This is a genomic window from Streptomyces sp. NPDC090127 (assembly GCF_044746945.1).
Lineage (GTDB): Bacteria > Actinomycetota > Actinomycetes > Streptomycetales > Streptomycetaceae > Streptomyces.
In genome coordinates, this window is sequence record NZ_JBIVDE010000002.1 from 697,070 (window position 1) to 719,752 (window position 22,683).

Genomic DNA, 22,683 nt, shown 5'->3' on the forward strand with positions numbered 1-22,683 from the left:
CGCGCGCTCAACCGGCCTCGTGGAGGAGGTCGAGCTCCTCGGCGAGGGCGGCGGCCAGCACGTCGAGGTCTGGGACGGCCTTGCCGTCGGCGACCAGGCCGACATGGACGCGGCCGCCGTAGGGGGACATGGCGACGGCGAGCGACTGGCCCCGGGCGAGCGGGGCCATCGGGAAGAGGGTGCGCAGCGGGGCGCCGCCGAGGGAGAGGGCCGAGCGGGGCAGCGGCACGTTGGTGACCAGGACGTCGAAGAGCAGACGGGCGGCGCCGGAGGCCAGCGGGGCGCCGAAGCGGTGGGCCAGGGGCGGCAGTTGGTCGGCGAGGACGGCCAGCGCTCCGGCTCCCCGCAACGGTCCGTCGGCCTTGTTGCGGTCCATGTCCCGGCGTACGGAGGCCAGCCGGGCGGCGGGGTCGGCCTCGGTGACGGGGAGGGTGAGGAGGTAGGCGGAGAGGCTGTTGCCGGTGCCCGCGGGGGCGCCGGGGCGCCGTCGGGAGACGGGGACCAGGGCGCGCGGGTCGGCGCCGGGGAGCGGCGCGCCGCGCCCGTGGAGCCAGCGGCGCAGCCCTCCGGCGACGACGGCGAGCAGGACGTCGTTGGCGGTACCGCCCGAGCTCCGGCGGACCTGGTGGACGCGGTCCAGGTCGAGGACGGTGGTGGCGACCCGGCGCGTCCCGCTGGAGTCGGCGGCGAGGGCGGCCGTCGCGGACCCGTCGGGGCGGCCGGCCCGGGCGACGGAGGCGCCGACCACGGAGGCCCCGACCTCGACGGCCCGGCCGAGGGCGCCGATCCGCTCGCGGGCGGCGCCCATGATCCGGCCGGGGCCCGGCAGCCAGGAGCGCGGCGGTACGGAGCGAGGCCTGCGGCCGCCCGGCGCGCGGGCGGCCCGGCGGGTGACGGCGGCGATCTCGTCGAAGATCCCGGCGCCGATGGCGACGGCCCGCATCCCGTCGGCGAGGGCGTGGTGGAGCTTGACGAGGACGGCGAACGAGCCGTCGGGCGCGCCGGTGAGCAGGTACATCTCCCAGGGCGGCAGCCCGCGTTCGACCGGCCGTTCCATGAGTTCACCCGCCAGCCGGGCGGTCGCGGCGCCGAAGTCGGTGCCGGGCACCGCGATCGCCCGCACGTGCCGGCGTACGTCGAAGTGCGGGTCCGTGCTCCAGGCGGCGCCGCCGACGGGGAGCAGGACGTCGCGGATCCGCATCCGCAGCCGGGGAATCGCGGCGGCGCGGCTCCCCAGCAGCTCCAGGACGTCGCACGGGTCGCCGTCGGAGGGGAGCGGGCCGAAGTGGGCGAGGGCGCCCAGGTGCATGGGGTGGTCGGTGGACTCGAGATGCCAGAAGGCCAGGTCGAGGGGTGCCAGTAGCTCGCTGCTCAAGGTGTCCCCATGTGCGGGTGTGGGGTGGGCGGTCGGACGGCCGGAAACCGCAGTCAATCGCGTACGATCCGTTACGGTCAAGTACGGTCTGTTTACGCAGGGTTAATTCTGAACTCGCACCATACGCACTTGCCACTGCCGCGCGACTCGACGCCCCAGACGTCGGAGAGCCGGTCGACGAGCATCAGGCCTCGTCCGGAGACACCCGCCTCCCCCGCCTCCCGGCGCCGGGGCAGCGCGCTGGAGCGGTCCTCCACCTCCACCCGGAGCCGGCGTTCGGGGCCCGCCAGCATCCGCAGGGTGACGATCGCCCCGCCGTCGGTGTGCATCAGCGCGTTGGTCATCAGCTCGTCGGCGACCAGCTCGATCTCGTCCGAGCGCTCCCCCGCGCCCCAGGCCCGTACGGCCGCGCGGATCATGTGCCGGGCCGAGCTGAGCGCCTCCGGGTCGCTCTGCGCCACGTGCTGCTGGAGCCGGCCGCCGGACCGGGGGACGTGGGCCCCCTGCCGCCGCAACAGCAGGAGCGCCACGTCGTCCTCGCCGCCGCGCTCGTCCACCACCTCGCAGAGGTGGTCGGCGAGCTCCTGGAGGTCGCGCGGTCCGCCGCGTACCAGCGAGGAGAGCCAGCGCAGCCCGTCGTCGAGGTCCGAGCCCGGCTTCTCCACCAGTCCGTCGGTGTACAGCAGCAGGGTCTGGCCCGGGGACAGCTCCAGCGTGGTCGCCGGGTGGTCGAGGCGGTCGAACTCGGCCGACAGACCCAGCGGCAGGCCGCCCTCCACCGGCAGTCGGCGGCAGCTTCCGTCGGTGTCCTGGAGCAGCGGGTCGACGTGCCCGGCGCGGACCACCTGGAGGGTCCCCGTCGTGAGGTCGGCCTCGACGTAGGTGCAGGTGGCGAAGCGGTCGGTGTCGAGTTCGTGGAGGAAGACGGAGGCCCGGGCGATGACCGTCGCGGGGCTGTGCCCCTCGGCCGCGTACGCCCGCAGCACGATCCGCAGCTGCCCCATGACGGCAGCCGCGTGGGTGTCGTGGCCCTGGACGTCTCCGACGACGGCCCCGACCCGACCGCCGGGCAGCGGGATGATGTCGTACCAGTCGCCGCCGATGTCCCTGCCGAGGCGGGCCGAGCGGTACCGGACGGCTATCTGGGCGCCCGGCACGTCGGGGATGCGGCGCGGCAGCATCGCCTGCTGGAGCCCCTCGGCGAGGTCGTGCTCCTGCTCGTAGAGCATGGCGCGGGCGAGGCTCTGCGCGATGCTGCTGCCGAGCGCGACCAGCAGGTTGCGTTCGTCGGCGCTGAAGCCGGTCCGGTCGCTGTAGAGCAGTCCGAGCGCGCCGATCGGGCGGGCCTGGGCGATGAGGGGGAGGTAGGCCGCCGAGGTGATCCCGAGACCGCTGATGTGGGGCCAGAGGACCGGGTAGGAGGTGGCGAAGTCCTCGGGCGAGTCGATGAAGCGGGGCCTGAGGGTCCTGATCACCTCACCCATCGGGTACGGCTCGTCCACCCGGGTGAATCGGGTGCCGGGCACGAAGGCGCCGACGGGGCCCTCGGCGACGAGGTGGATCCGGCCGGACTCCAGGAGGCCCATGACGAGGCTGGTGGCGCCGAAGTTCTCCAGCCCGTGCGAGTCGTTGAGGAGGTCGATGACGTCCTGCACGGTCCGGGCGTGGGCCAGGGCGGCGGTGGTCCCCTCGACGACGCTGGTGCGCTCGCGTCTGCCCTCGTCGAGGCCGAGCCGGGCGGCCTGCTCGGTGACCTCCTCGGAGGCGTCCCGCAGGATGCCGACGATACGGACCGGGCGGCCGGTCGCGTCCCGCTGGATCTGGCCCTCGGTGTGCGTCCAGCGCGGTGTGCCGCCGCGCATGCGGACGCGGAAGTACGCGCCGTAGTGGTCGCTGCCGTCCTTCAGCGCGTGGGTGACGAGCGTGTCGAGCTGGCGGCCCTCGTCGGGCGTCACACGGGAGTTGAGGGTGGTCGGGTCGCCGTCGTACTCCTCGGGGCTCATGTCGAAGACCCGGAGGGCGCCCTCGTCCATGGTCATCACCCCGGTGAGCAGGTCCCAGTCGAAACTGCCCATCCGGAACGCCCGGCCGTAGTCCCGGAGGAAGCAGCACGTCGGACCCCCTGGTCCCGATCCGCAGCGGCAGGGATCCGCCGCTCCGCCTCCCCCGCTTCCCGCGCTCATGGGGCCACGCTAGGCGCAGCCCCGGCGGTGCGCACGGTGGAGATCATCCCGGTGCCTCGCACGGGCATCAGCCCTCGAAGGTCTCCGGCTGCCGCGGAGCCGTGTCGCTGGGGAACAGCTCGTCGAAGGGGGGCAGCTCCGACTCGGGGGCCGGCTCGGTCTCCGGCTCGGGTTCGACGGGGGGCTCCGGGGAGGGCGGAACGGGCGGCTCGCTCCGGTTCGGGGGTGGGGTCGGGCAGCCGGGCGGGATCGACGGGCTCGGGGAGGCCGGGTCCGGGGAGGCCGTGCCGGGGGTGCCGGTCGTCTCCTCCGAAGGGGAGGCCGGGGGCAGCGACGGGCAGGCGGACGACGAGGGCGGCGGGGAGGTGGGTGTGGTGGAGCGGCCCGGGGTGGGCGAGCCGTCGGTGACCGAGGGGGACGGTACGGGCTTCGGCGTGCCGGTGAGGTCGCACGCGGCGGGCTCGCAGTGCGGGATCACGCTCGGCCGGGTGTCCTGCTCGCCGTCGGTGCCGGTCTTCCGCTCGATCCAGGTGTTGTCGACGACGTTGACGATGACCAGGCTGGTGACGACCGTGGCCGTCGGCCTGATGACCACGACGCGGTCGGGGTGGTAGCCGCCCCAGGGCCGGCCCTTGTGGACGACCGTCCGGACGGCGGCCGGTGAGCGCACCGGGTTGCCGCAGGCGCAGCGGACGCGGGGCGTGCCGTACTGGTCGACGAGGACGGCCGTACCGGCCTGGAGGACGGACTGGAACGCGGTGGGGGCGCCGTCGCGGTAGCCGTGGTTGGTGACGCGGGTGTCGGCGCGCAGGACGACGGGGGTGAGGCCGCGCAGCCAGTCGGGGACACCGGCCTCGGGGATGCCGGCCGCCTCGGCGAAGGCGCGGGCCTTGTCCCGGTCGTCGGCGAGGAACGCGACCTGCTGTTCGACGTCGCAGCTCGCGACCGAGCGGGTGCCGCCGTAGAGGCCGGGGGTGGAACCGGTGATCTCGCGGACCGTCTGCGCCGTGGCGGTGGGCGCGGGGCTTCCGGGCGGGGCGGGGGTGGGAACGGGCGGCTCGCCGGCCCGGGACGTGGAGGCGGTGAACGGGTCGGGGCCCTGCTCGGCGACCGGCTGGAGGAACACCTCCTGGCCGGCCGGGGTGGCCCGGTCCGCGCCGTTGCCCCCGCCCGTGTCGCCCGACGAGCAGCCCGCCAGGAACAGCGCCGAGGCCAGCGCTCCGGCGGCGAGTACGGCGGCGTGGGGCCGTGGTGACCGGCGTATGGGTGAGCGCACGTGGTTCTCCCGCCTCTTTCCACCCCGAGACATTCCTTCATGTCTGTCGCACCGCGCGGCCACCCGCAAGCCGGGCCGGTCCGACCGGGCGAGAGGAGGACTTGAACGTGTTCAAGGAAGGCTCTACGCTCGGGGCCAGCCACGTTTGAACACGTTCAATCAGGGGGGCCGTATGTCCGTGCTCGTCGCGGTCGTCGTGATGCTGGGGATGTTCGTCGTCGTCCCGGTCGGCCTGGGGCTCGTCGACGAGCCCCCGCCGCGCGCCCTGGGCCCCCTCCGCCGCCTCTGGCCGCTCCTCGCCCTGCCGGGCGCCGTCGCGCTCTGGCTCCCGCGCTCCGCCGTCGCGGCCTCGCTCGCCGCCGTGTACGCGCTGGCCACGCTCACCCTGGCGCTCTGCGCCCCGGCACGGCTCGCGGCGCTCCGCCGCCGGCGTCCGTCCGAGGGGCCTCCGCCGCACCCGCTCGCCCCGGCCGAGGTCGCCGTCCTCACCGCGCTGGTGACCCCGTCCGTGGCGGGCCTCGCCCTCGTCGCGGAGCGCGCGGGCCACCCGCTCCTCGGCTTCGACCTCGGCATCCTCGCCCTCACCGTGCCCCACTTCCACTTCGCGGGCTTCGCCGCCGCCCTGGTCGCCGGCCTGGTCTGCCGTACGTCCGACGGGCCCGGCGCGCGCTTCGCCGCGCTCAGCGTGCCGCTCGGGACGGCGCTCGTCCTGGCCGGCTACTTCGTCGACGACTGGGCCGAACTCACCGGGGCCGTCGTCCTCACCGCCGGGATGTGGGCCGTCGCCCTGGCGACCTGGCGCGATCTGCGACCCGGCGCTCCGGACCGCGTGACCCGCGCGCTGCTCGCCGTCTCCGCCGTCGTGCTGGTGGCGACCATGCTGCTCGCCCTCAGCTGGGCGCTCGGCGAGGCGACCGGACTGCCCCACCCGAGCCTGACCTGGATGGCGGCGACCCACGGCCTGGGCAACGCCCTCGGCTTCGCTCTCTGCTCCCTGCTCGCCTGGCGCCGCCTGCGGGCGACCGCCCCCTCGAAGGAGACCGCTCCATGGCCCGCCTGATCCGCGACCTCGCCACGCCCGCGCACACCGCCACACCTGCGCACGCCACCACTCCTGCGCACGCCGCCCTGAACTACCGCGAGGTCGGCGCCACGGCGCGCGACTTCCTCCCCGGCGGCTACCACCATCTCCACCACACGGTCCGCGTGGGCCGGGGCCGGGACGCCTTCGAGGCCGCCGGGGCGGCCGTCACCACCTGGCGGATGCACCGCGCCTCGGGCGCCCGGGTCCGCAGCAGTGCCGTCCGCGCCGAGCCCGGCGCCTTCGTCGAGGTCTCGATGGGCCTCGGCCCCGCCCGCTTCACCGCCCCGTGCGAGGTGATCTGGACGGCGTACGAGAGGGACCGCACCGGCTTCGCCTACGGCACCCGCGCCGGGCACCCGGAGCGCGGCGAGGAGTCGTTCGTCGTCGATCTCCACCGCGACGGCTCGGTCTGGTTCACCATCACCGCCTTCAGCCGTCCCGCCACCTGGTACACCCGCCTCGCCGGCCCCCTCGTCCCCGCCCTCCAGCGTGCCTACGCACGCCGCCTCGGCCGCACGCTCAGCCGCGTCGTCGGGGGCTGACGCCAGGGTTACGCTCCTTTTGTAGCTCTATGCACCCCGGCATGGGCGCCCCCAGGGCAGGAGACGGACGTGAGCCAGTACGACGAATACAGCACTCCCTCGCAGGCCGAGGGCGAGCGCCTCGAAGAGGACATGGACACGCTGCAGCGCGATCATCGGCACCCGGCGACCACCCGCACCACACCGTCCCAGGCGGAGGGCCGGCGTGCGACGGACGAGGACGAGCCGAGCTGAGCCCCGGGCGACCTGAGCCCCCGGGCCGGAACGGGCAGCGATGGAGTGGTTCACCGCACCGGACTACTGGCTGAGCCGGATCGTCTTCCAGCGGGGGCTCGCCGGGCTCTACCTCGTGGCCTTCCTCTCGGCCGCGCTCCAGTTCCGGGCCCTGATCGGCGAGCGCGGCATGCTCCCGGTACCGGAGTATCTGCGCCGCGTGGAGCCGCGCCGAGCCCCCAGCCTCTTCCACTGGCACTACTCCGACCGGCTGTTCGCCGCTGTCTCGTGGAGCGGCGCCGCGCTCGCGCTCGCCCTGGTGGCGGGCGCCGGGGACGCGGTACCGCTCGCCGTCTCCATGGCGTGCTGGGCGGTCCTCTGGGCGCTGTACCTGTCGATCGTCAACGTCGGCCAGACCTGGTACGGGTTCGGCTGGGAGTCACTGCTCCTGGAAGCGGGGTTCCTCGCGGTCTTCCTCGGCAACGACGAGACCGCGCCCCCCGTCCTGGTCCTCTGGCTGCTGCGCTGGCTGCTCTTCCGCGTCGAGTTCGGCGCCGGCCTCATCAAGATTCGCGGCGACCGGTGCTGGCGGAACCTGACCTGCCTCGACTTCCACCACGAGACGCAGCCGATGCCGGGCCCGCTCAGCTGGTTCTTCCACCACCTGCCGCGCCCGCTGCACCGGGCCGAGGTAGCGGCCAACCACGTCGTCCAGCTCCTGGTCCCGGTCCTGCTGTTCACCCCGCAGCCGGTGGCGACGGCGGCCGCCGGCCTGATGGTGGCGACCCAGCTCTGGCTGGTGCTCTCGGGGAACTTCGCCTGGCTGAACTGGCTGACGATCGTCCTGGCGCTCTCCGTCGTGGACGGCTCGCTCGTCGTCGGCGCGCACCCGCAGCCCGACCCGCCGCTCTGGTTCGTGGTCGTGGTCGTCGCCGTGACCGCCCTCGTGCTGTTCCGCAGCTACCGGCCGGTGCGCAACCTGCTCTCGCGGCGCCAGGCGATGAACCGCTCGTACGACCCGCTCCACCTGGTCAACTCGTACGGCGCCTTCGGCACGGTCGGCCGGATCCGGGACGAGATCGTGGTCGAGGGAACCGACGACCCGGTGCCGCACGCGGGCACGGTGTGGAAGGAGTACGGCTTCAAGGGCAAACCGGGCGATCCGAGGCGGCTGCCGCGCCAGTTCGCCCCCTACCACCTGCGGCTCGACTGGCTGATGTGGTTCGCGGCCCTCTCCCCCGCGTACGCCCGGGACTGGTTCGGGCCGTTCGTCGAGCGACTGCTCGACGGCGACCGGGACACCCTGCGGCTGCTGCGCCACAACCCCTTCCCCGACGCCCCACCGGCCCTCGTCCGTGCCCGCCTCTACCGCTACCGGTTCACGACCTGGCGTGAGCTGCGGGAGACGGGGGCGTGGTGGCATCGCACGCTGGTCCGGGAGTATCTGCCGCCGGTCGGCCTGGGGGCCCCTGGACACACCCGTGCCCCCGGACGCGGCGGCGACCGGGGGCACGGGTGAAGCGGTACGACTCAGTCGATACGGGGTATGTCAGTCGATACCCGGCAGGATGTGGGGCTCCGCGAGGTCGTCCTCGTAGCCGGCGAGCCGGATGGGTGCGGCGTGGGCCCACACGTCCAGGCTTCCGATCTCGCCCGGGCGGTGGGGCCGCTCCGGACGTTCGGCCGGTCGCTGTTCCTGCTTCGTCAGTTCTGGTGTCACCGCGCACTCCCTTGTGTCGCGTACCTATGTGGACATGGCCGTTCGGTCGCGGTGGCGCCGTTCAGGGGGCGGGACCGCGGCCTTGGTGACAGACCAGTCCCCGGGCCGGCCGTGAGGGTTTGGTGAAACCCTGGTGGCCGACCGTGGACATCAGACTAACCAAATGAGCGCCCAAGCGCTCTATGGGGCTCAGAAGTGTGACGCGATCGAGTGAATTTCGGACACCCGAGCTGTTTGAGCGGGCGTGGCCCGGGCTCGTGGACCGTGCGACTACCAGTTGCCGGGCTTGTAGTCCTTGAGGAAGCAGCCGTACAGGTCCTCGCCCGCCTCGCCGCGCACGACCGGGTCGTAGACGCGGGCGGCGCCGTCGACCAGGTCGAGCGGGGCGTGGAAGCCCTCCTCGGCCAGCCGCAGCTTGTCGAAGTGCGGACGCTCGTCGGTGATCCAGCCGGTGTCGACCGAGGTCATGAGGATGCCGTCGGTCTGGAACATCTCCTGGGCGCTGGTCCGCGTCACCATGTTCATCGCCGCCTTGGCGGCATTGGTGTTCGGGTGCCCGGCGCCCTTGTAGCCCCGGCCGAAGACGCCCTCCATCGCGGAGACGTTGACGATGTAGGCCCGCCCGCTGGCCGCCTTCTTCGCGGCGTCGGCCATCACCGGCCGCAGCGCGCTGATCAGGATGAACGGCGAGGTGTAGTTGCACAGCTGGGTCTCGAGCAGTTCCACCGGGGAGATCTGGTCGATCGTCTGCACCCAGGTGTTGCTCTCGACGACGTCCGGTACGAGCCCGCCGGCGTCGATGGCGCTGCCGTCGCGGTGGCGCTCGACGCTGGCGTTGCCCGCGACCAGCGCGAGGTCGGCGACCTTCTGCGCGTCCAGTCCGCTCACGCCGACGGGCAGGGCGGTCAGACCGTCGACCGAGCCGGAGTTGAAGGCTCCGATGACGTGGTGCGCGGGCAGCTCCCCGGCGGGCAGCGGCGCGCTCTCGCCGTCGACCAGCGCGGCGTACGCGGAGGGCAGCCGGCGCACGGTCTGCGTCGCGTTGTTGATCAGGATGTCCAGCGGGCCGGCCTCGGCGACCTGCTCGGCCAGGGCGACCGCCTGCGCGGGGTCGCGCAGGTCGATGCCGACGACCTCCAGCCGGTGCATCCAGTCCGCCGAGTCCTCCATGGCCTTGAAGCGACGGATGGCGTCCTTGGGGAAGCGGGTGGTGATCGTGGTGTGCGCGCCGTCGCGCAGCAGCCGCAGCGCGATGTACATGCCGATCTTGGCCCGGCCGCCGGTGAGCAGCGCGCGCTTGCCGGTGAGGTCGGCGCGGATGTCACGCCGGTAGCGGTTCTCGGCGGCGCAGGGCTGGCAGAGCTGGTGGTAGAAGTAGTCGACCTCGACGTACCGCGTCTTGCAGACGTAGCAGGACCTGGGGCGCTGGAGTATCCCGGCGATCCGGCCCTCCTCGGTGACCGACGAGGGGAGGAGGCCCTCGGTCTCGTCGTCGATCCGCTGGGCGGAGCCGGTGGCGGTCGACTCGGTGACCGCCTTGTCGTTCGCGGTCTTCGCGGCCCGGCGCTCCTGGCGGCGGCGCTGCTTCACCGTGCGGTAGACACCGGCGGTGGCGCGCCGGACGGCGATCGCGTCGGGGTGGTCGACGTCCAGCTCGTCGAGCTCGTCGAGCACGCTCAGGCAGACGGCCAGGCGATCGGGGTCGATACCCGGCCCGTACCCCTGGGTTTCTTCGGTCACCGTCATGGCCTCTGCCGTTCCTCGATCACTCGTACGCTCGCGCGCGCCCACACATCCAAAAGGGGGATTTTACGGAGCCGGGGGCCGTGTCTCCAAACCCGTGGCGGGAGGGTGGTCGAAGACACAGTCGCCGCACAGTCCCCCGCTCGGACAGCGGTAGTAGAGGCAGCAGCTGGTACGGCGCAGGGCGGGGCCCTCGACGGTGCGGGCGAGGTCGGGGTGGGCGAAGAGCCCGGAGACGAGCTCCCCGGCGCGGGCGGCGACCTCGGGCCGGTCCTGCGCGCGGGCCCAGCGGGTGAGCTCACGCGACGCTCCGGCGAGGGCCGAGCCCGCGTTCCCCCAGAGCAGTCGGGGCGAGATCCGCCCGTCGCGCCGGAAGGCCTCGTGCAGGGGGACGAGATGGGCGCTCTGGACGGCCTCGCGGAGGTCGCCGACGGTGGCGGGGCGGGTGGCCGTGCCCGCCCACCACAGGTCGTCGGGCGAGGTCAGCGCGCCGTCCCAGGACAGCTCGGCCGGATCGAGCGCGGGGAAGCGGCCGAACAGCGCGGCCGGGCCCAGCGCGATCGACCAGAGCCGGGCCGCGAGCCCGAGGTGCGCGATCGAGGCGGCCACGCGCCGCTCGGGCGCGCCGAGGCGCTGCCCGACCCGGTCGACGCGTGCGGTCAGTGGGGCGAGGCCGGGAAGGGCCGGGGGGCCCGCCGGCGTGTAGAGGCGGGCGAGCGGGAGGTGCGCGCCGCCCGTCTCCGGTGGGGCCGTCCGCAGGGCGAAGAAGCCGCCCACCGACCCGCTCTCGGCGAGATCCACCGCCACAGCCTCCCCACACGTCCGTCTGTTCCGGTCCGTTCCCGTCCTGCTCGGTGATCACGGTAGCGGTCGGTCGGCCGCTCGGGCAGGGGCCAATGTGGCCCGGGGCCGGGGGTGACTGGCTCGGATCGAGGACGCCTCCCGGCGCCCATCGCGGCGGTCCGCTTCGGCCCGGATATCGGAAAAGGACGCTTTGCACCCCTGCTGACCTGCGCGGTCGTACATCCTCCGGCGTACGGCACGGCCTCGTACTGCGAAGGCAGTACGTCCGAAGGCGTTCCCAGGTACGACGACGTGAACGCCCGGAAGAGAGATCGTTGTAGGTATGAGCCCCCTCTTGCTGGCCGTCCTCCTGTCACTGGTCTCGGCGGTCGCCTACGCGGCCGCGGCGATCGTGCAGGAGCGGGTCGCGGCCTCCGCCGCCGGCCTGACGTACGCACCGCTGCGCAACCCGGCCTGGTGGGGGTCCGTGCTGCTCAACGGTCTCGGGGCGGCGCTGCACGTGGCCGCACTCGCCTACGGTCCGCTCAGTCTGGTCCAGCCGCTGGGCGCCCTCACCATCGTCTTCGCGCTGCCCATGGCGGCCCTGTTCGTCGGCCGCAAGGCAGGCCGTACGGCCTGGCGTGGCGCGCTGATGGCCACGGTGGGCCTCGCGGGGCTGCTCAGCCTGACGGGCGGCGCCGATACGCACTCCCTGGGGGAGACACAGCGCTGGCTGCTCGCCGCCGGCACGTTCGGACTGGTGGCGGGGCTCTTCACGACGGCGCGTCTGGTGGGCCGTTCGGTGCTGCGCAGCGTCGCGCTGGCGACGGCGGCGGGCATCTCCTTCGGGATCGCCTCGGTCTTCACCAAGACCGTGGCGGTGGAGTGGACGGCGAGCGCGCCGTTCGCCCAGTGGCCGAGCGTGCTGGTCCTCTCGGCGCTCGCGGTGACCGGTCTGCTGCTCTCCCAGGCCTCCTACCGGGGTGCGGGGCTCGCGGCCCCGCTGGCGACGGTCACGGTCGTCAACCCGGTGGTGGCCGCGACGGTGGGCCTCACGCTGTTCGGCGAGTCCTTCCGCTACGGCGCGGCCGGCACCGTGGCGGCGCTGATCTGCGGCGCGGTGGCGGCGCTCGGCATCGTCCAGCTCACGGTGGAACAGCTGACGGACCGGTCGGCGTCGGGGACGGCCGGGGCGACCCGATCAGAGAAGCGCGGCCCGGTCATGTCCGACAGGGATACGTCCGGCCCGGAGACGTCCGGGCCGGGAGCGTTCGGGCCGAGGACGTCCGGGCCCGGAGCGTTGGGGCCGGGAACGTCCGGGCCGGGAGCGTTCCGGTCAGATCGAGACGCCTCGGGCGCGCAGGTAGGCGAGGGGGTCGATGTCGGACCCGTACCCGGGACCCGTGCGCACCTCGAAGTGGAGGTGCGGTCCCGAGCTGTTGCCGGTCGATCCTGAACGGGCGATGCGTTGCCCGCCGTTGACCCGCTGTCCCTCACGCACGGTGAGCGCGGAGAGGTGTGCGTACTGGCTGTAGCGGCCGTCGTCGTGGCGGATGACGATCTGGTAGCCGTACGCCCCGCCCCACCCGGCGGAGACGATCCGGCCGGGGGCCACGGCCTTCACCGACGTACCGGTCGGGACCGGGAAGTCGACGCCCGTGTGATAGCCGCTGGACCAGGAGGAGCCGGAGACGCGGTAACGGGTGCCGAGGGAGGCGGAGACGGGGGCGGAGAAGCTGTCGGACCGGGTCTCGGGCCTGGTGGCTGGCTTCGAGACGGGCTGGACGGCCGGCTTCGGGACGGGCTTCGCCTTCGTGGCGGGCGCCTTCGTCGCCGGAGCCTTCGTCGCCGGAGCCTTCACGGCGGGGGCCTTGGTCGACGGGGCCTTGGTCGACGGGGCCTTGGTGGCCGGGGGCTTCGTGGCCGGGGGCTTCGTCGTGGGCGCCGTCGTGGTCGACCCAGCCCTGCCCGGAGAGGTCGCGCCAGGGCCCGCCTTCCCCGGGCCGGCCTTCCCCGGGCCGGTCCTGCTCGGGGCGGTGATCCGGAGGGTCAGCTTCTGGCCCGGGTGGATGAGGTCGGGGTCGTCGCCGACGACGGTGCGGTTCGCTTCGTACAGCCGCTGCCAGCCACCCTTCACCTGCTCCTCGCGGGCGATGCGGGAGAGCGAGTCCCCCGGGGTGACCGTGTACATCTCGCGGAGCTGCGGCACGGTGGTCGGTGTCGCGCGGGCGGCCGGGGGCTGCGTGGTGGAGGCGGAGCGCTGACGGGGCAGGGAGGCGGTCCGGACGTCCGTGCTCCCCGGCTGGCTGAGCCCGGCGCGCGGCGCGCAGGCGGGCCAGGCGTGCGGGCCCTGCCCCTTGAGGACCTTCTCCGCGACGGCGATCTGCTGGTCCTTGGAGGCGAGGTCGGCGCGCGGCGCGTAGTGCGTACCGCCGTACTGCTCCCAGGTGGACTGGCTGAACTGCAGCCCGCCGAAATACCCGTTACCGGTGTTGATGCGCCAGTTGGAGGAGGACTCGCAGGCGGCGACCTTCTCCCAGACGTCGAGGGAGGCCGCCTGGGCCGCCCCGGCACCGACCAGCGGTAGCGCGATGCCCGCGCCGCTCGCCGTGACGGTGAGCGAGGCACGGTTGATCCGGCTCGGCTGGTACCGGCGGTGTCGTCCCCGTAAGGCCATGGCCCCCCCTTGAGCGCGTCCGCTGAACGCATCAGCAGTCGCTAAAGGTAGGGGAAGGTCACAGGCCGTGACAAGGGTTCAGGAGTCGTTCAGGGGTCGAACCGGGGGGCGGTCAGGGTCCGAGCAGGGTGCGCTCAGGGTCCTGCGGGCCCGGGCTGGGGCTGGGGTTCGGGGTCCGGCAGGGGCGCGGGCGCCGGCGGCTCCGGTACGGGGTTGGGCGGCGGTACGGGAGTGGGTTCGGGCACCGGCGTCGGCGGGTTGGGCGGCGGTCCGGGCGCCGGGATCGGGCCGGGCGGCACGGGGTCGGGGAACGGGTGGGTCATGACGGGTAGGACCTCTCCTCGACGGGCGGGGGGAGCGTACGGCTCCAGGCTCTCCCCGAGCGCCTGCCCACGCCCGCCGTGGCCATTCATCCGTGGCCGTGCACCGCTCGCGCGGCGGCGGCGAGGCCGAGGCGCGGGCTGGAGAGGACGGGCAGCGGGGTCGTGGTCCGTTCGGCGGCGTCCGCCATGGAGGCCTGGGCCAGGACGACGACACCGCCGCCGGTGCGGTCGACGCCGTCCACGGTCGCCGCGACGGCGTCCAGGTAGCCGTCGTGGTCGGCGGCGAGGAAGCGGTCCCAGGCGCCGGGCACGAGCAGGGTGGTGACGGTCGGGGCCCGGTCGCCCGACTCGTCCCGGAGCAGGTCGAGGGTGGGTCCGAGGGTGGACTCGACGGCCGCGACCACCACCACGCGCGCGGCGCGGACGGCCTCGGCGGCCATCGGCCGGTCGACCCGGAGGACGGGCACGCGCAGTTCGGCGGCGTGGCGTTCAACGACGCCGCCGAGGGTGGAACAGGTGCAGAGCACGGCGGCGGCGCCGTCGGCGACGGCCTCGGCGAGGACGTCACCGACGGCGCCGGCCACGGCTTCCGGGCCCTCGGCCCGTGCCCGTACGAGGAGTTCCTCGGCGACGACGTGCCGCAGGGCGAGACCGGGGTGGTGGCGGTCGCGGAGCCCGTCGAAGACGGGCACATGGACCGGGGAGGTGTGCAGGAGGGCGAGGGTCACCAGAGTTCCGGCGTCGCCTTGAGCTGGAGCTTGGCCGCGCGCACCACGTCCTCGTCGGGGACGGGGGCCTCGTCCGGGTGCTTCTCTGCCCACTTGGCGGCGTAGGGGCAGAGAGGCACGACGGGGACGCCCGCCCGGGCGGCGATGCCGTAGAACTCCCGTACGAGCGCCCCGGCGATGCCCTTGCCCTCGTTGCCCTCCTCGACGACGGTGTGCACGGCCACGTGGGCGTGGGGCGCGGCGTCGAGGACGAAGTAGACGACGACACCGACGTACCGACCGTCCTCGAACGCCTCCAGGCGCCCCTTCTCCCGGTCGTCGCGGATCTCGAGCTCGGCCATGCGGAACCTCTCCCTGGAAACGGTCGGTCGGTGGTGGTGGCAGGTCGTCGCTCAGGCGCGCGCGGGGGCGACGGCGTGCGGGCTGCGCCGGGTGTCGCTCCCGGGCACGGGTGCGGAGGTGTCCTCCCCGAGCTCCACGATCCGGTTGTCCGCGTCCACATGCACGACCCGAGGCACGAACGCGCGCGCCTCGGCGTCCTCGACCTGGGCGTAACTGATGAGAATGACGAGGTCCCCGGGGTGCACGAGGTGAGCGGCGGCCCCATTGATCCCGATCACCCCGGAGCCCCGCTCCCCCTCGATGACGTACGTCTCGAGCCGGGCCCCGTTGTCGATGTCGACGATGTGCACGAGCTCCCCGGGCAGCAGATCGGCCGCCTCCATCAACGCGGCGTCGACGGTGACGGACCCGACGTAGTGCAGATCGGCCTGGGTGACGGTGGCACGGTGGATCTTGGACTTGAACAGAGTGCGCAGCACTTTGGACTCCTGGAAGACGGCTCCCTGCCAGCTTTCTGCAGGTCAAGGGCGGTATCACTCTACAACTGGCACGCGCCTGAGTCGAAGATTGTGAGGAACATCGCTTCACTCCATGTCGGGCGCTCCCTGCCTGCGCTTCCGTGCGAACAGGCTGTTGCACCATCGCCGACCACGCACCTGTCTGAACAGTCGTCTCGTAAGGTGCGTGAACTGCTGCTGACCAGATGCTGACTTACCTGACGATGTGCCAGGTACGCACTTCGTACGGCACGGAGCCACCCTCCACATCGGCCTGGAAGTCGTTCAACGCACCTGGCATCCCGGGGCTTCACCCGGTCCCAAACAATAGGCGGTTGAGTGGACCCAATGACTGGCTGATGCTCCACAGGCACCTGGCCGCGACTACGAGTTACCCCGACCCGAGCTGAAAGCCGTGATTCACTGACACGACCCGCCGCCTCGCTGGGGAGCGCACAATTTGGGCAGCCTTGTGGTTCAAACCAAGCCTGGCTCCCGACTGTGACCGATCGATCGCGGCGGCTACCACCTGTTGGGCAGCTGCGTTCCGACTGCCTGCCCAGACTGCTACTCCGAGCCGCAAGGCAACGAAAAGGAGAAGGCAGTGGAAGGATCCGAGCCGCAGAACGTCCCGCTGTCCGCCTCAACAACCACTGACGCTCCCCCGAGTGGCGAAAACAGGATGTTCGTCGAGGTTCAGCGTGCGGATACAAAAGCGACAGCGCTGTGCGGAGTCACCGGTGCACTGCTTGCGATCACGGCAGGGACGGCGCTGTCCACACCTGTCAGCTCGTCGCGCGTGCTCAGTGTGGCTGTGGCATTGGTGGGCACGCTGGTCGGGGCAGCCCTGGTATCAGCGTTGACGGCACTGCGCCCCATCTTCCCGAAGGACGACGGGCTCGTTTGGCGTGAGGATTCCGTCGGCGGAGGCACCGGAAGCAGGCACGCGTCGGCATCCGGCCCGCGACGCCCGGTGAACTGCACCGAGTTACCGGAACGTGAGGCCGCTCTGATCACCCTCGCGCGCCGAAAGTTCCGGGCGATCAAGGTGGCCGTCGATCTCACTGTGGCCGCAATCAGTGTGGCCGGATTGGCCCTGTTGCTCACCTTCCTCATGTCTTGAAAATCTCACCCTCTGTGGGTTGGTCCCTACGTTTGGGGGGATATGTATCAGTCGCACATGGCAGTGATCGGCAAGAGTCTGTGGTCGCAGTTGCGTGAGCTCGCCCCTATGCGGGTGCGCCCGGCCCGCAGCGTCCTCCTGCGGCAGGGGGATCCCGGCACCCATGTGGTCCTGCTGGCTTCGGGCTCGACCCTCGTGACGCTGACGGGGCCGAACGGAGAACGGGCCCTGCTCGCGGTACGCGGGCCCGGTGAGCTGCTCGGCGAACTGGCCGTCCTGGATGCGCGGCCCCGCTCTGCTTCTGTGATCGCCGCGGAACCCTGCCGCGTGCACCTCATTCCGGCCCCCCAATTCCTTTCCTTCGTCGAGAGCAACGGCCTGCTCAATCCGTTGCTGCGCCATGCGATCGCGCGGGTCAGGGAGTCCGAGGCCGTCAGGCTCGAACTCGCCACCGCGTGTGTTCCCGTACGCCTGGCCAGCGCCCTGAGCCGGCTCGTGGATGCGGCTTCGACGAATCGGCCGGCGGTCAGTGTCCGACTGACTCAGGAAGAGCTCTCCCAGATGATCGGTGCGTCCCGCAACGCAGTCGGTGCGGCGATCAAGCCCTGGCGGGAAGAGGGCTGGTTGGAAACGGATCCGGGCGGTGGACTGCTGATCCACGACATTACATCGATCGCGACCCACGCCCGCAGCGCAATGTGACCGGCCGCACCCGGATGGTGCCCAGTAGTGGGCACCAAGGCGTGTCGGGGCCGATCAGCATGGGGCACTCAATCCCTCCGTCGTGACCGAAAGGTCGGTGACAGCATGTCCCTTGCCCCGCCGTCGTCCCTCGATGTCCCTCCGGAGCAGGCGCTCCTGGCCGTGGACATGCAGGGGTATAGCCAGATCCCGGAAGCGAAGATGGCACCGGTCCGCTCGGACTTGGACGACGTCCTCACCAATGTGCTGGCCCACGTTGGACTGCAGGACCCCCGAGACCGGACCGGTGCATTTAAGGACACCGGTGACGGCGCCATCTTTGTCATGCCAGCCAAGGACATCGCAAGGCTGGTCGACCCACTGCTGGAGCACCTGCACACAGCGCTCGTCCGGTACGACCGTGAACGGCTATCCAGCGCTCCGGCGATCCGATTGCGTGCTGCTGTGCACGTCGGACCGCTCTCCCTGCCTGACCACCGTGGCGACGCCATAAACGAGGTGTGCCGACTGCTCGACAGCCAGGTGGTGCGCGCGGGCCTCACCGCGGCCAGGGAACACCGGGGCGGCTTTCTGGCCGCCGTCGTCTCAGAGGCGGCGTTCCGGCGGACCGTCCGTGCGGGACGCACGCCGGACCTCGACGAGGAACACTTCTTCCGCGCCATGGCGCGGGTACACGGCAAGGCGTTCGAGGAGCCGTGCTGGCTATTCGTACCCCAGATGACACCGCGAGCCCTCGCCCCGCTCATCAACCCGGAGCCGCTCGGAGGTGGGGGTGGAACAACTTCGCCGACGTCGTCGGCCGGCCCGAACAACCCGCCCGGCGCCGTCTTCCAGTTCAACGGCGAAATGACCGACACCACCGTGATCAACAAGGTCGGAACCATGCGCATCGACCGGCGCCGGATCTGACCGCCCCGTGCCCTCGCACCCGTGCCGCGCCGAAAGGAACCAGAAAACGCATGTCCGATGATCGTCCCCTTTTTCCACCCCGCCCTCCCGACGAGCTCGAGCCTCCGTTGAAGGGAGCGGACGGCAAGGATTCGTGGCCGACGGGCCCAAGCAGTAACGCTACTGAAGGCGCGGAGGCCGCTGGCGGCGGCCGGGCGGACCCGGCAGCGTTCGTCGTGCCCCCCGTACCGGACACCGGGCCGGCGCCGATCACGGTGAACCGTCCGGAGTTCTTCGTCAACCACGCCGACAAGATCATCAACGAGACCCGCAAGCAGGGAATCCTCGAAGGCCCCACTTTTCCTCGTCACCGGATCAAGCAGGAGCCGATCGTCCGCGAAGGCCAATGGGCCGAGACGTGGCAGCAGGCTCTGGATCCGGCGGGGTTACACCCGCGAAAGCACGTACTGATCATTGTCGCGCCGCGGTCGTACGGATCGACCACCCTGGCCCTGCACCTCCTCGCCCGGCACACGGATGAGGACACCGACATCGTGAAACTGGACGCGGACTGGAAGACACCCAAAGTGGGCCGACTTCCCGCCGAGGAGCGCCGCGCCTACCAGGTCGACCTCAAGGACCCCGAACACGACCGGATCTCGGCCGATTTCCTCACCATGCTCGAAGAGCATGCGGGGCTTCTGGAGAAACTGGACTCCTACCTCGTCCTGAACGTGGCCAAGGACCTGTGGACTGATCATTATGTCCCGGTCCAGTCAGGCATTCACATCGTCCACCTAAACGAGCCGCCGCCAGCCCAGAGTGTCGTGGAGGCCCGGCTGAGAGCTCGCAAGGCCCCCGGTCTGATTGCCTACCTTCACTCCGTCGACAAGACCAAGGCTTCGCTGAGCGGTCTCGACGCCGTGGAAGCGGTCCGCACGGCGGACTCGGTCGTGCTCGCATGGCGAGAACACGAACGGCTGACCGATTCCTCGCTCCCCATGGACGTGCCGTCGTCGTGGTCCGCGCTCGACGCGGGGCTTGCTGAACGGATCACGTCCGCCCTGTCCGACTGGCGGGACAAACTCGACATGCTGTTCGGAGAGGCCGTCTCCGTGCATGGAGGCAAGGACACGTCGCTGCCGCTGGAGGACCGCTGCCTTCTCCTGGCCCTCGCTGTGCGCCAATCCGCTCCATTGCCCGTAGTGGCCAAGGCCGCCCGGGACCTGCAGCAAATCATCTGCGCCGACGCCGCCGGCGGAAGCGGCTTCGCCTCGACGACAAGTGCAGCATTCGCCGGCCGCGGGTTGCGCCGCCGTGTCGTCGACACCGGCGCCGGAGTTGGCAGCCACGACGAAGTCGTCTTCGACCAGCCCGGCTACGGCAGGGCCGTCCTGACCTACGTCTGGGACAACTACGAGGTCATGCGTGAGCCCTTGCTGAAATGGCTCACGTCCGGGGACGACAGCGAGGCGAACGAGCACGTCGTGGATGCCATCGCCGCTCTGACCCTGCGGCACGGCAACGTCGACCACCTCGTACAACTCGGCTCTCAGACCTACCCAGCGAAGAAGGAACTCCTCAGCGCCCTCCTGATCCAGGCCATCCAGGACGAGCACATCGGCCGCCAGGTATGGGGCCTTTTGTACGGTTGGGCATCGCTCAAGGAACGCGCAACCACCGTGGTGGCCGTCTGCCGACAGGTCCTGAACACCGCCGATGTCACCTCTTCTCACGCCAGGATGGCCATGGTCCGCCTGCGGCGAGCCGCCAACAGCGGGCACGAAACAGCTTGGACTGAGGCCCTCAAAGCCTTCGTGGAGCAGGCGCAGCACCCCGCCGGGGTGGCCCGGCTCATCACCGAAGTACGCACGTGGCAACAGTCAGGTCGGTCCCGCGGGGCCGGTACCGCGGCCTTCCTGGCCCTGATGTCCGTACCGGGCTCCACCACCCCGTGGCTACTGTCCGATGAAGTCCCTTCCGAAATGGACGTGAACCGGGCACTGCAGGACCTGTTGGGAAACATCGACACGGCACCGGACGCCATCGACCGCCTCACCACATGGATCAAGCAGTCGGCAACCGACCCCGACACCTACGCCCGCGTCCGCGACGGGTTACTCCCCGTCCTACGCGGCCAAAAGATCTTCAAGGCTTCCGTGAGCCTGATGCAGGCAGTGGAGCACGTCTCGGTCGACGGGGACACGAATGCCGCCAACGACTTCTGGGACCGTCTCGTAGACCCGCGTGTCCGCACGGTGATTCAGCTCAACAGGGATCCAGCGTGAAGTGGTTCTGGCAGCGCCGGGCCCGTACGATCCACTGCACCCAGCCACGGATGCTCCGCTGCGCGACCCCCGGTATCCATTTCGAGGCCACGTTCACGATCGAGTGGCGTCCCCCGCTACGGGCCCGGCCCAATCTCGAAGACCTCGTACTCAGCCGGACCCTGGCGCGGGCCGGCGAGGTCGCACAGCTCTTCCCAGCCGTCGAGGTGCGCACCGCGCAGGACACCATCAACGCCGAACTCGGCGCCCCGGAACACACCCGCGCCGCCGTGTACCGGTGTCTGGCTGCCCGTGTGCAACTGGCGCTCTCGGAGAGCGCACGGGAGGACCTTGCTCAGCAGCAGGCAGACGAGGCACGGATACGGCGGCTGCGGTTCCTGCGCACGAACCTGTACGAGCAGCCCGACCTTTTCGTGCTGGACCGGATCGAGCAGCAGGGCGATTGGCCGGGCGCTCAGCAGGTTGCCGAATGGCAGCGCCTGGCGCGGTGGATGGTCGCGGCTGACGAATGGTGGCAGCCCATGCTCGACCAGTGGGAGATGGTCGGCCAGGGCTTCAACGACATTGAGCTGCAGAACCGGGCCATGCTCGCGCTGTGCGATGCGCTTCAGAAGCTGAAGGGCGATGACGCATCGGACGACGCTTCCGTCCCTTCTCCCGGTGCCACGGAAGGGCGGCGCACGGAATGAGCCTGGCTCTGTGGCGCATCGTTTTGGACCCCCTCTCTTCCTGGCGTGCGCTTCGCCTGCGACGCGAAGCGGGCGGCCACCTGTCATTCGATGCAGCCTGGCGGCAGGCACGGATGCTGGCTGCGCCAGACGAGATGGTCTACCGGCTGCACGGCCACCAGTTCCCCATCGAGGACGAGGGAGGCCATGCGCAACCGGACGGGAAGACGTACCGCCTTCCGTAAGCACCTGTTTGTTCGACCATTACCGCAGCCCGGTTTCGCCGTGAGTCCACTGCGGGTATCGCTCGGCTGCCCTGCACATACGCCGTGCAGGGCAGTCACCCACCGTGGACGACTCCGGGTTGGGACCTGCTGGCCACACCGCATCCTCTCGTCGCAACGGCGATAGAGGGGATGGACGCGATGACCGCCTCTCAGGCGTTCTCGTCGTGGATCCGGGCGCCCAGATCCTCCGCCCACTCCAGCGCCCACGCCTTGAGTTCTTCGATCTGCCGGGAGGTGAGCCCGTACGCGGTGTAGTCCTCATCCTCATACCAGTCCGCGCCGATCAGCCGGTCCCGGAGGTCTTCGAGGCTGAACTCGTCGGGGGCAGGCGGCGGCCCAGGGATTCGAGGTCTGCGGTGGAGCGGTGGCGGGAGGCAGCCTGGACGTCGATGAGGTCGCGGACGGTGCCGCGGTCGGCGAGGGCACGGACCTTGGTGCCGATCACGTCGTCGAGGGAAAGAATGGGGCCGTAGGGGGTCTGGGCAGGCGGAGCCCAGAACGCCTCCTTGAGGACGTCGACCTCACACTCCTCGCCGGTGTCCGGATCGGTGACGAGAAACCGGCCGCTGAGCGGATCGGTCTGAACGTGCGTGGTCCGCCATCCGCGCGCGCTGAGGCCCGCTGTGAGTGAGGCGACGATCTCCTGCATCGGAGCGGGGTTCTCAGTGGCGACGTCGAGGTCACGACTGAAGCGTTCGACCAGGCCGTGGGCCTGCACGGCGTATCCGCCGGTGAGGACCAGAGGGTAGGGGGAGCCGAGGTCGAGGATGTCGGCGAGGAGACGCTCGTGGAGCGGAGTGAGCTTCACGCGGCGGTCGTGTCGGCCGGAGCGCTGCGGAGCAGCTCGGGGAAGGCGTCCTCCCAGACCTCGCGGATGTAGGGACTGATCAAACACCGCAGCACGGGCCACTGCTCGGCGAGCAGTCGGTGGTGCAGGAGGGTCACCAGGTCCTCGCGCAGTCCTTCGGCGAGGACGGTCCGGTAGAGCGTCATGCGGGACTTCGGACGGTCCAGGCTGTAGCTCGTCCGCCCGGACCAGACGATGTGGAGCGGCAAGTCCACGTTGCCCTCGATGGGGCCGGCCAGCTCCTGCAGTCGCTCGGGCAGTCGGCTGCGGTAGCGGTCCCGCAGCACCTCGGCGCGGGGCGCGGTGATCCTCGTGTCCATGCACCCAGTATCGCTGCTGGGAGGCGGCGGCATGGCGGCTACGGGGCCCCTTGTCGTCCATACGTCGGGCGGCC

21 protein-coding genes and 1 pseudogene are annotated in these 22,683 nt (G+C 71.4%); 10 read left to right on the forward strand and 12 right to left on the reverse strand.

Annotated features, from left to right (window positions below; translation table 11 throughout):
- Positions 1–7 precede the first annotated feature (7 nt).
- The 3 genes from ACIPPS_RS08775 to ACIPPS_RS08785 form a co-directional block, all read right to left on the reverse strand.
- Complete coding sequence (locus ACIPPS_RS08775; RefSeq protein WP_401428561.1) at positions 8–1,375, reverse strand: wax ester/triacylglycerol synthase family O-acyltransferase; 1,368 nt, start codon at positions 1,373–1,375, stop codon at positions 8–10.
- A 92-nt stretch (positions 1,376–1,467) separates the two neighbouring features.
- The gene (locus tag ACIPPS_RS08780) at positions 1,468–3,558 is read right to left on the reverse strand and encodes a SpoIIE family protein phosphatase (RefSeq protein ID WP_401428563.1); all 2,091 of its coding nucleotides are present in this window, start codon (positions 3,556–3,558) and stop codon (positions 1,468–1,470) included.
- A 67-nt stretch (positions 3,559–3,625) separates the two neighbouring features.
- Positions 3,626–4,834: a DUF6777 domain-containing protein gene (locus ACIPPS_RS08785; protein WP_401428565.1), complete on the reverse strand. Its 1,209-nt coding sequence runs from the start codon at positions 4,832–4,834 to the stop codon at positions 3,626–3,628.
- Between the two features lie 172 nt (positions 4,835–5,006).
- On the opposite strand from ACIPPS_RS08785, the gene ACIPPS_RS08790 reads away from it, so the two are divergent.
- The 4 genes from ACIPPS_RS08790 (at position 5,007) to ACIPPS_RS08805 (ending at position 8,192) form a co-directional block, all read left to right on the forward strand.
- On the forward strand, positions 5,007–5,894 hold the full coding sequence (locus ACIPPS_RS08790; RefSeq protein WP_401428567.1) for a YndJ family protein: 888 nt from the start codon (positions 5,007–5,009) through the stop codon (positions 5,892–5,894).
- Entirely contained in the window at positions 5,882–6,460 is a 579-nt protein-coding gene (locus ACIPPS_RS08795; protein WP_401428569.1) for a DUF1990 family protein, read from the forward strand. Before ACIPPS_RS08790 ends, ACIPPS_RS08795 begins: the two co-directional genes overlap by 13 nt.
- Positions 6,461–6,529: 69 nt before the next feature.
- A complete protein-coding gene (locus ACIPPS_RS08800) occupies positions 6,530–6,694 on the forward strand; it encodes a hypothetical protein (RefSeq protein ID WP_401428571.1) in 165 nt (54 codons plus the stop codon).
- A 40-nt stretch (positions 6,695–6,734) separates the two neighbouring features.
- The gene (locus tag ACIPPS_RS08805; protein ID WP_401428573.1) at positions 6,735–8,192 is read left to right on the forward strand and encodes a lipase maturation factor family protein; all 1,458 of its coding nucleotides are present in this window, start codon (positions 6,735–6,737) and stop codon (positions 8,190–8,192) included.
- 30 nt (positions 8,193–8,222) lie between these two features.
- Here ACIPPS_RS08805 and ACIPPS_RS08810 read toward each other — a convergent pair whose 3' ends face one another.
- The 3 genes from ACIPPS_RS08810 to ACIPPS_RS08820 form a co-directional block, all read right to left on the reverse strand.
- Positions 8,223–8,393 (reverse strand): hypothetical protein, encoded by a 171-nt coding sequence (locus ACIPPS_RS08810; protein ID WP_401428576.1) that lies wholly within the window; start codon positions 8,391–8,393, stop codon positions 8,223–8,225.
- 270 nt (positions 8,394–8,663) lie between these two features.
- A complete protein-coding gene (locus tag ACIPPS_RS08815; RefSeq protein WP_401428578.1) occupies positions 8,664–10,139 on the reverse strand; it encodes an SDR family NAD(P)-dependent oxidoreductase in 1,476 nt (491 codons plus the stop codon).
- A gap of 63 nt (positions 10,140–10,202) precedes the next feature.
- Positions 10,203–10,937, reverse strand: coding sequence for a (2Fe-2S)-binding protein (locus tag ACIPPS_RS08820; RefSeq protein ID WP_401428580.1), 735 nt, complete (start codon positions 10,935–10,937; stop codon positions 10,203–10,205).
- A gap of 325 nt (positions 10,938–11,262) precedes the next feature.
- On the opposite strand from ACIPPS_RS08820, the gene ACIPPS_RS08825 reads away from it, so the two are divergent.
- Positions 11,263–12,375: a DMT family transporter gene (locus ACIPPS_RS08825; protein WP_401428582.1), complete on the forward strand. Its 1,113-nt coding sequence runs from the start codon at positions 11,263–11,265 to the stop codon at positions 12,373–12,375.
- On the opposite strand, the gene ACIPPS_RS08830 is transcribed toward ACIPPS_RS08825, so the two are convergent.
- The 4 genes from ACIPPS_RS08830 to panD all read right to left on the reverse strand — a co-directional run bounded on the left by ACIPPS_RS08830 (position 12,256) and on the right by panD (position 15,468).
- Positions 12,256–13,596, reverse strand: a complete 1,341-nt coding sequence (locus ACIPPS_RS08830) for a transglycosylase family protein (protein WP_401428585.1) — start codon at positions 13,594–13,596, stop codon at positions 12,256–12,258. The genes ACIPPS_RS08825 and ACIPPS_RS08830 overlap by 120 nt on opposite strands.
- Positions 13,597–14,005: 409 nt before the next feature.
- On the reverse strand, positions 14,006–14,647 hold the full coding sequence (locus ACIPPS_RS08835; protein WP_401428588.1) for an arylsulfatase: 642 nt from the start codon (positions 14,645–14,647) through the stop codon (positions 14,006–14,008).
- Positions 14,644–14,988, reverse strand: a complete 345-nt coding sequence (locus tag ACIPPS_RS08840) for a GNAT family N-acetyltransferase (RefSeq protein WP_401428590.1) — start codon at positions 14,986–14,988, stop codon at positions 14,644–14,646. The genes ACIPPS_RS08835 and ACIPPS_RS08840 overlap by 4 nt, the downstream gene beginning before the upstream one ends.
- A 51-nt stretch (positions 14,989–15,039) precedes the next feature.
- Positions 15,040–15,468, reverse strand: coding sequence for an aspartate 1-decarboxylase (gene panD / locus ACIPPS_RS08845; RefSeq protein WP_401428592.1), 429 nt, complete (start codon positions 15,466–15,468; stop codon positions 15,040–15,042).
- Positions 15,469–16,090: 622 nt separating this feature from the next.
- Between panD and ACIPPS_RS08850 the strand changes: the two genes are divergently transcribed.
- The 5 genes from ACIPPS_RS08850 (at position 16,091) to ACIPPS_RS08870 (ending at position 21,176) form a co-directional block, all read left to right on the forward strand.
- Positions 16,091–16,609: a hypothetical protein gene (locus ACIPPS_RS08850; RefSeq protein WP_401428594.1), complete on the forward strand. Its 519-nt coding sequence runs from the start codon at positions 16,091–16,093 to the stop codon at positions 16,607–16,609.
- Between the two features lie 57 nt (positions 16,610–16,666).
- Positions 16,667–17,311: a Crp/Fnr family transcriptional regulator gene (locus tag ACIPPS_RS08855; protein ID WP_401428596.1), complete on the forward strand. Its 645-nt coding sequence runs from the start codon at positions 16,667–16,669 to the stop codon at positions 17,309–17,311.
- Between the two features lie 105 nt (positions 17,312–17,416).
- A complete protein-coding gene (locus ACIPPS_RS08860; RefSeq protein ID WP_401428598.1) occupies positions 17,417–18,220 on the forward strand; it encodes a hypothetical protein in 804 nt (267 codons plus the stop codon).
- Between the two features lie 50 nt (positions 18,221–18,270).
- Positions 18,271–20,487: a hypothetical protein gene (locus tag ACIPPS_RS08865; RefSeq protein ID WP_401428600.1), complete on the forward strand. Its 2,217-nt coding sequence runs from the start codon at positions 18,271–18,273 to the stop codon at positions 20,485–20,487.
- Positions 20,484–21,176 (forward strand): hypothetical protein, encoded by a 693-nt coding sequence (locus ACIPPS_RS08870; RefSeq protein ID WP_401428603.1) that lies wholly within the window; start codon positions 20,484–20,486, stop codon positions 21,174–21,176. Before ACIPPS_RS08865 ends, ACIPPS_RS08870 begins: the two co-directional genes overlap by 4 nt.
- 415 nt (positions 21,177–21,591) lie before the next feature.
- Here the strand turns inward: ACIPPS_RS08870 and ACIPPS_RS08875 are convergent.
- Positions 21,592–22,250, reverse strand: a pseudogene (locus tag ACIPPS_RS08875) (nucleotidyl transferase AbiEii/AbiGii toxin family protein).
- Positions 22,247–22,609 (reverse strand): hypothetical protein, encoded by a 363-nt coding sequence (locus ACIPPS_RS08880; protein ID WP_401428605.1) that lies wholly within the window; start codon positions 22,607–22,609, stop codon positions 22,247–22,249. Before ACIPPS_RS08880 ends, ACIPPS_RS08875 begins: the two are co-directional and overlap by 4 nt.
- Positions 22,610–22,683 lie beyond the last annotated feature (74 nt).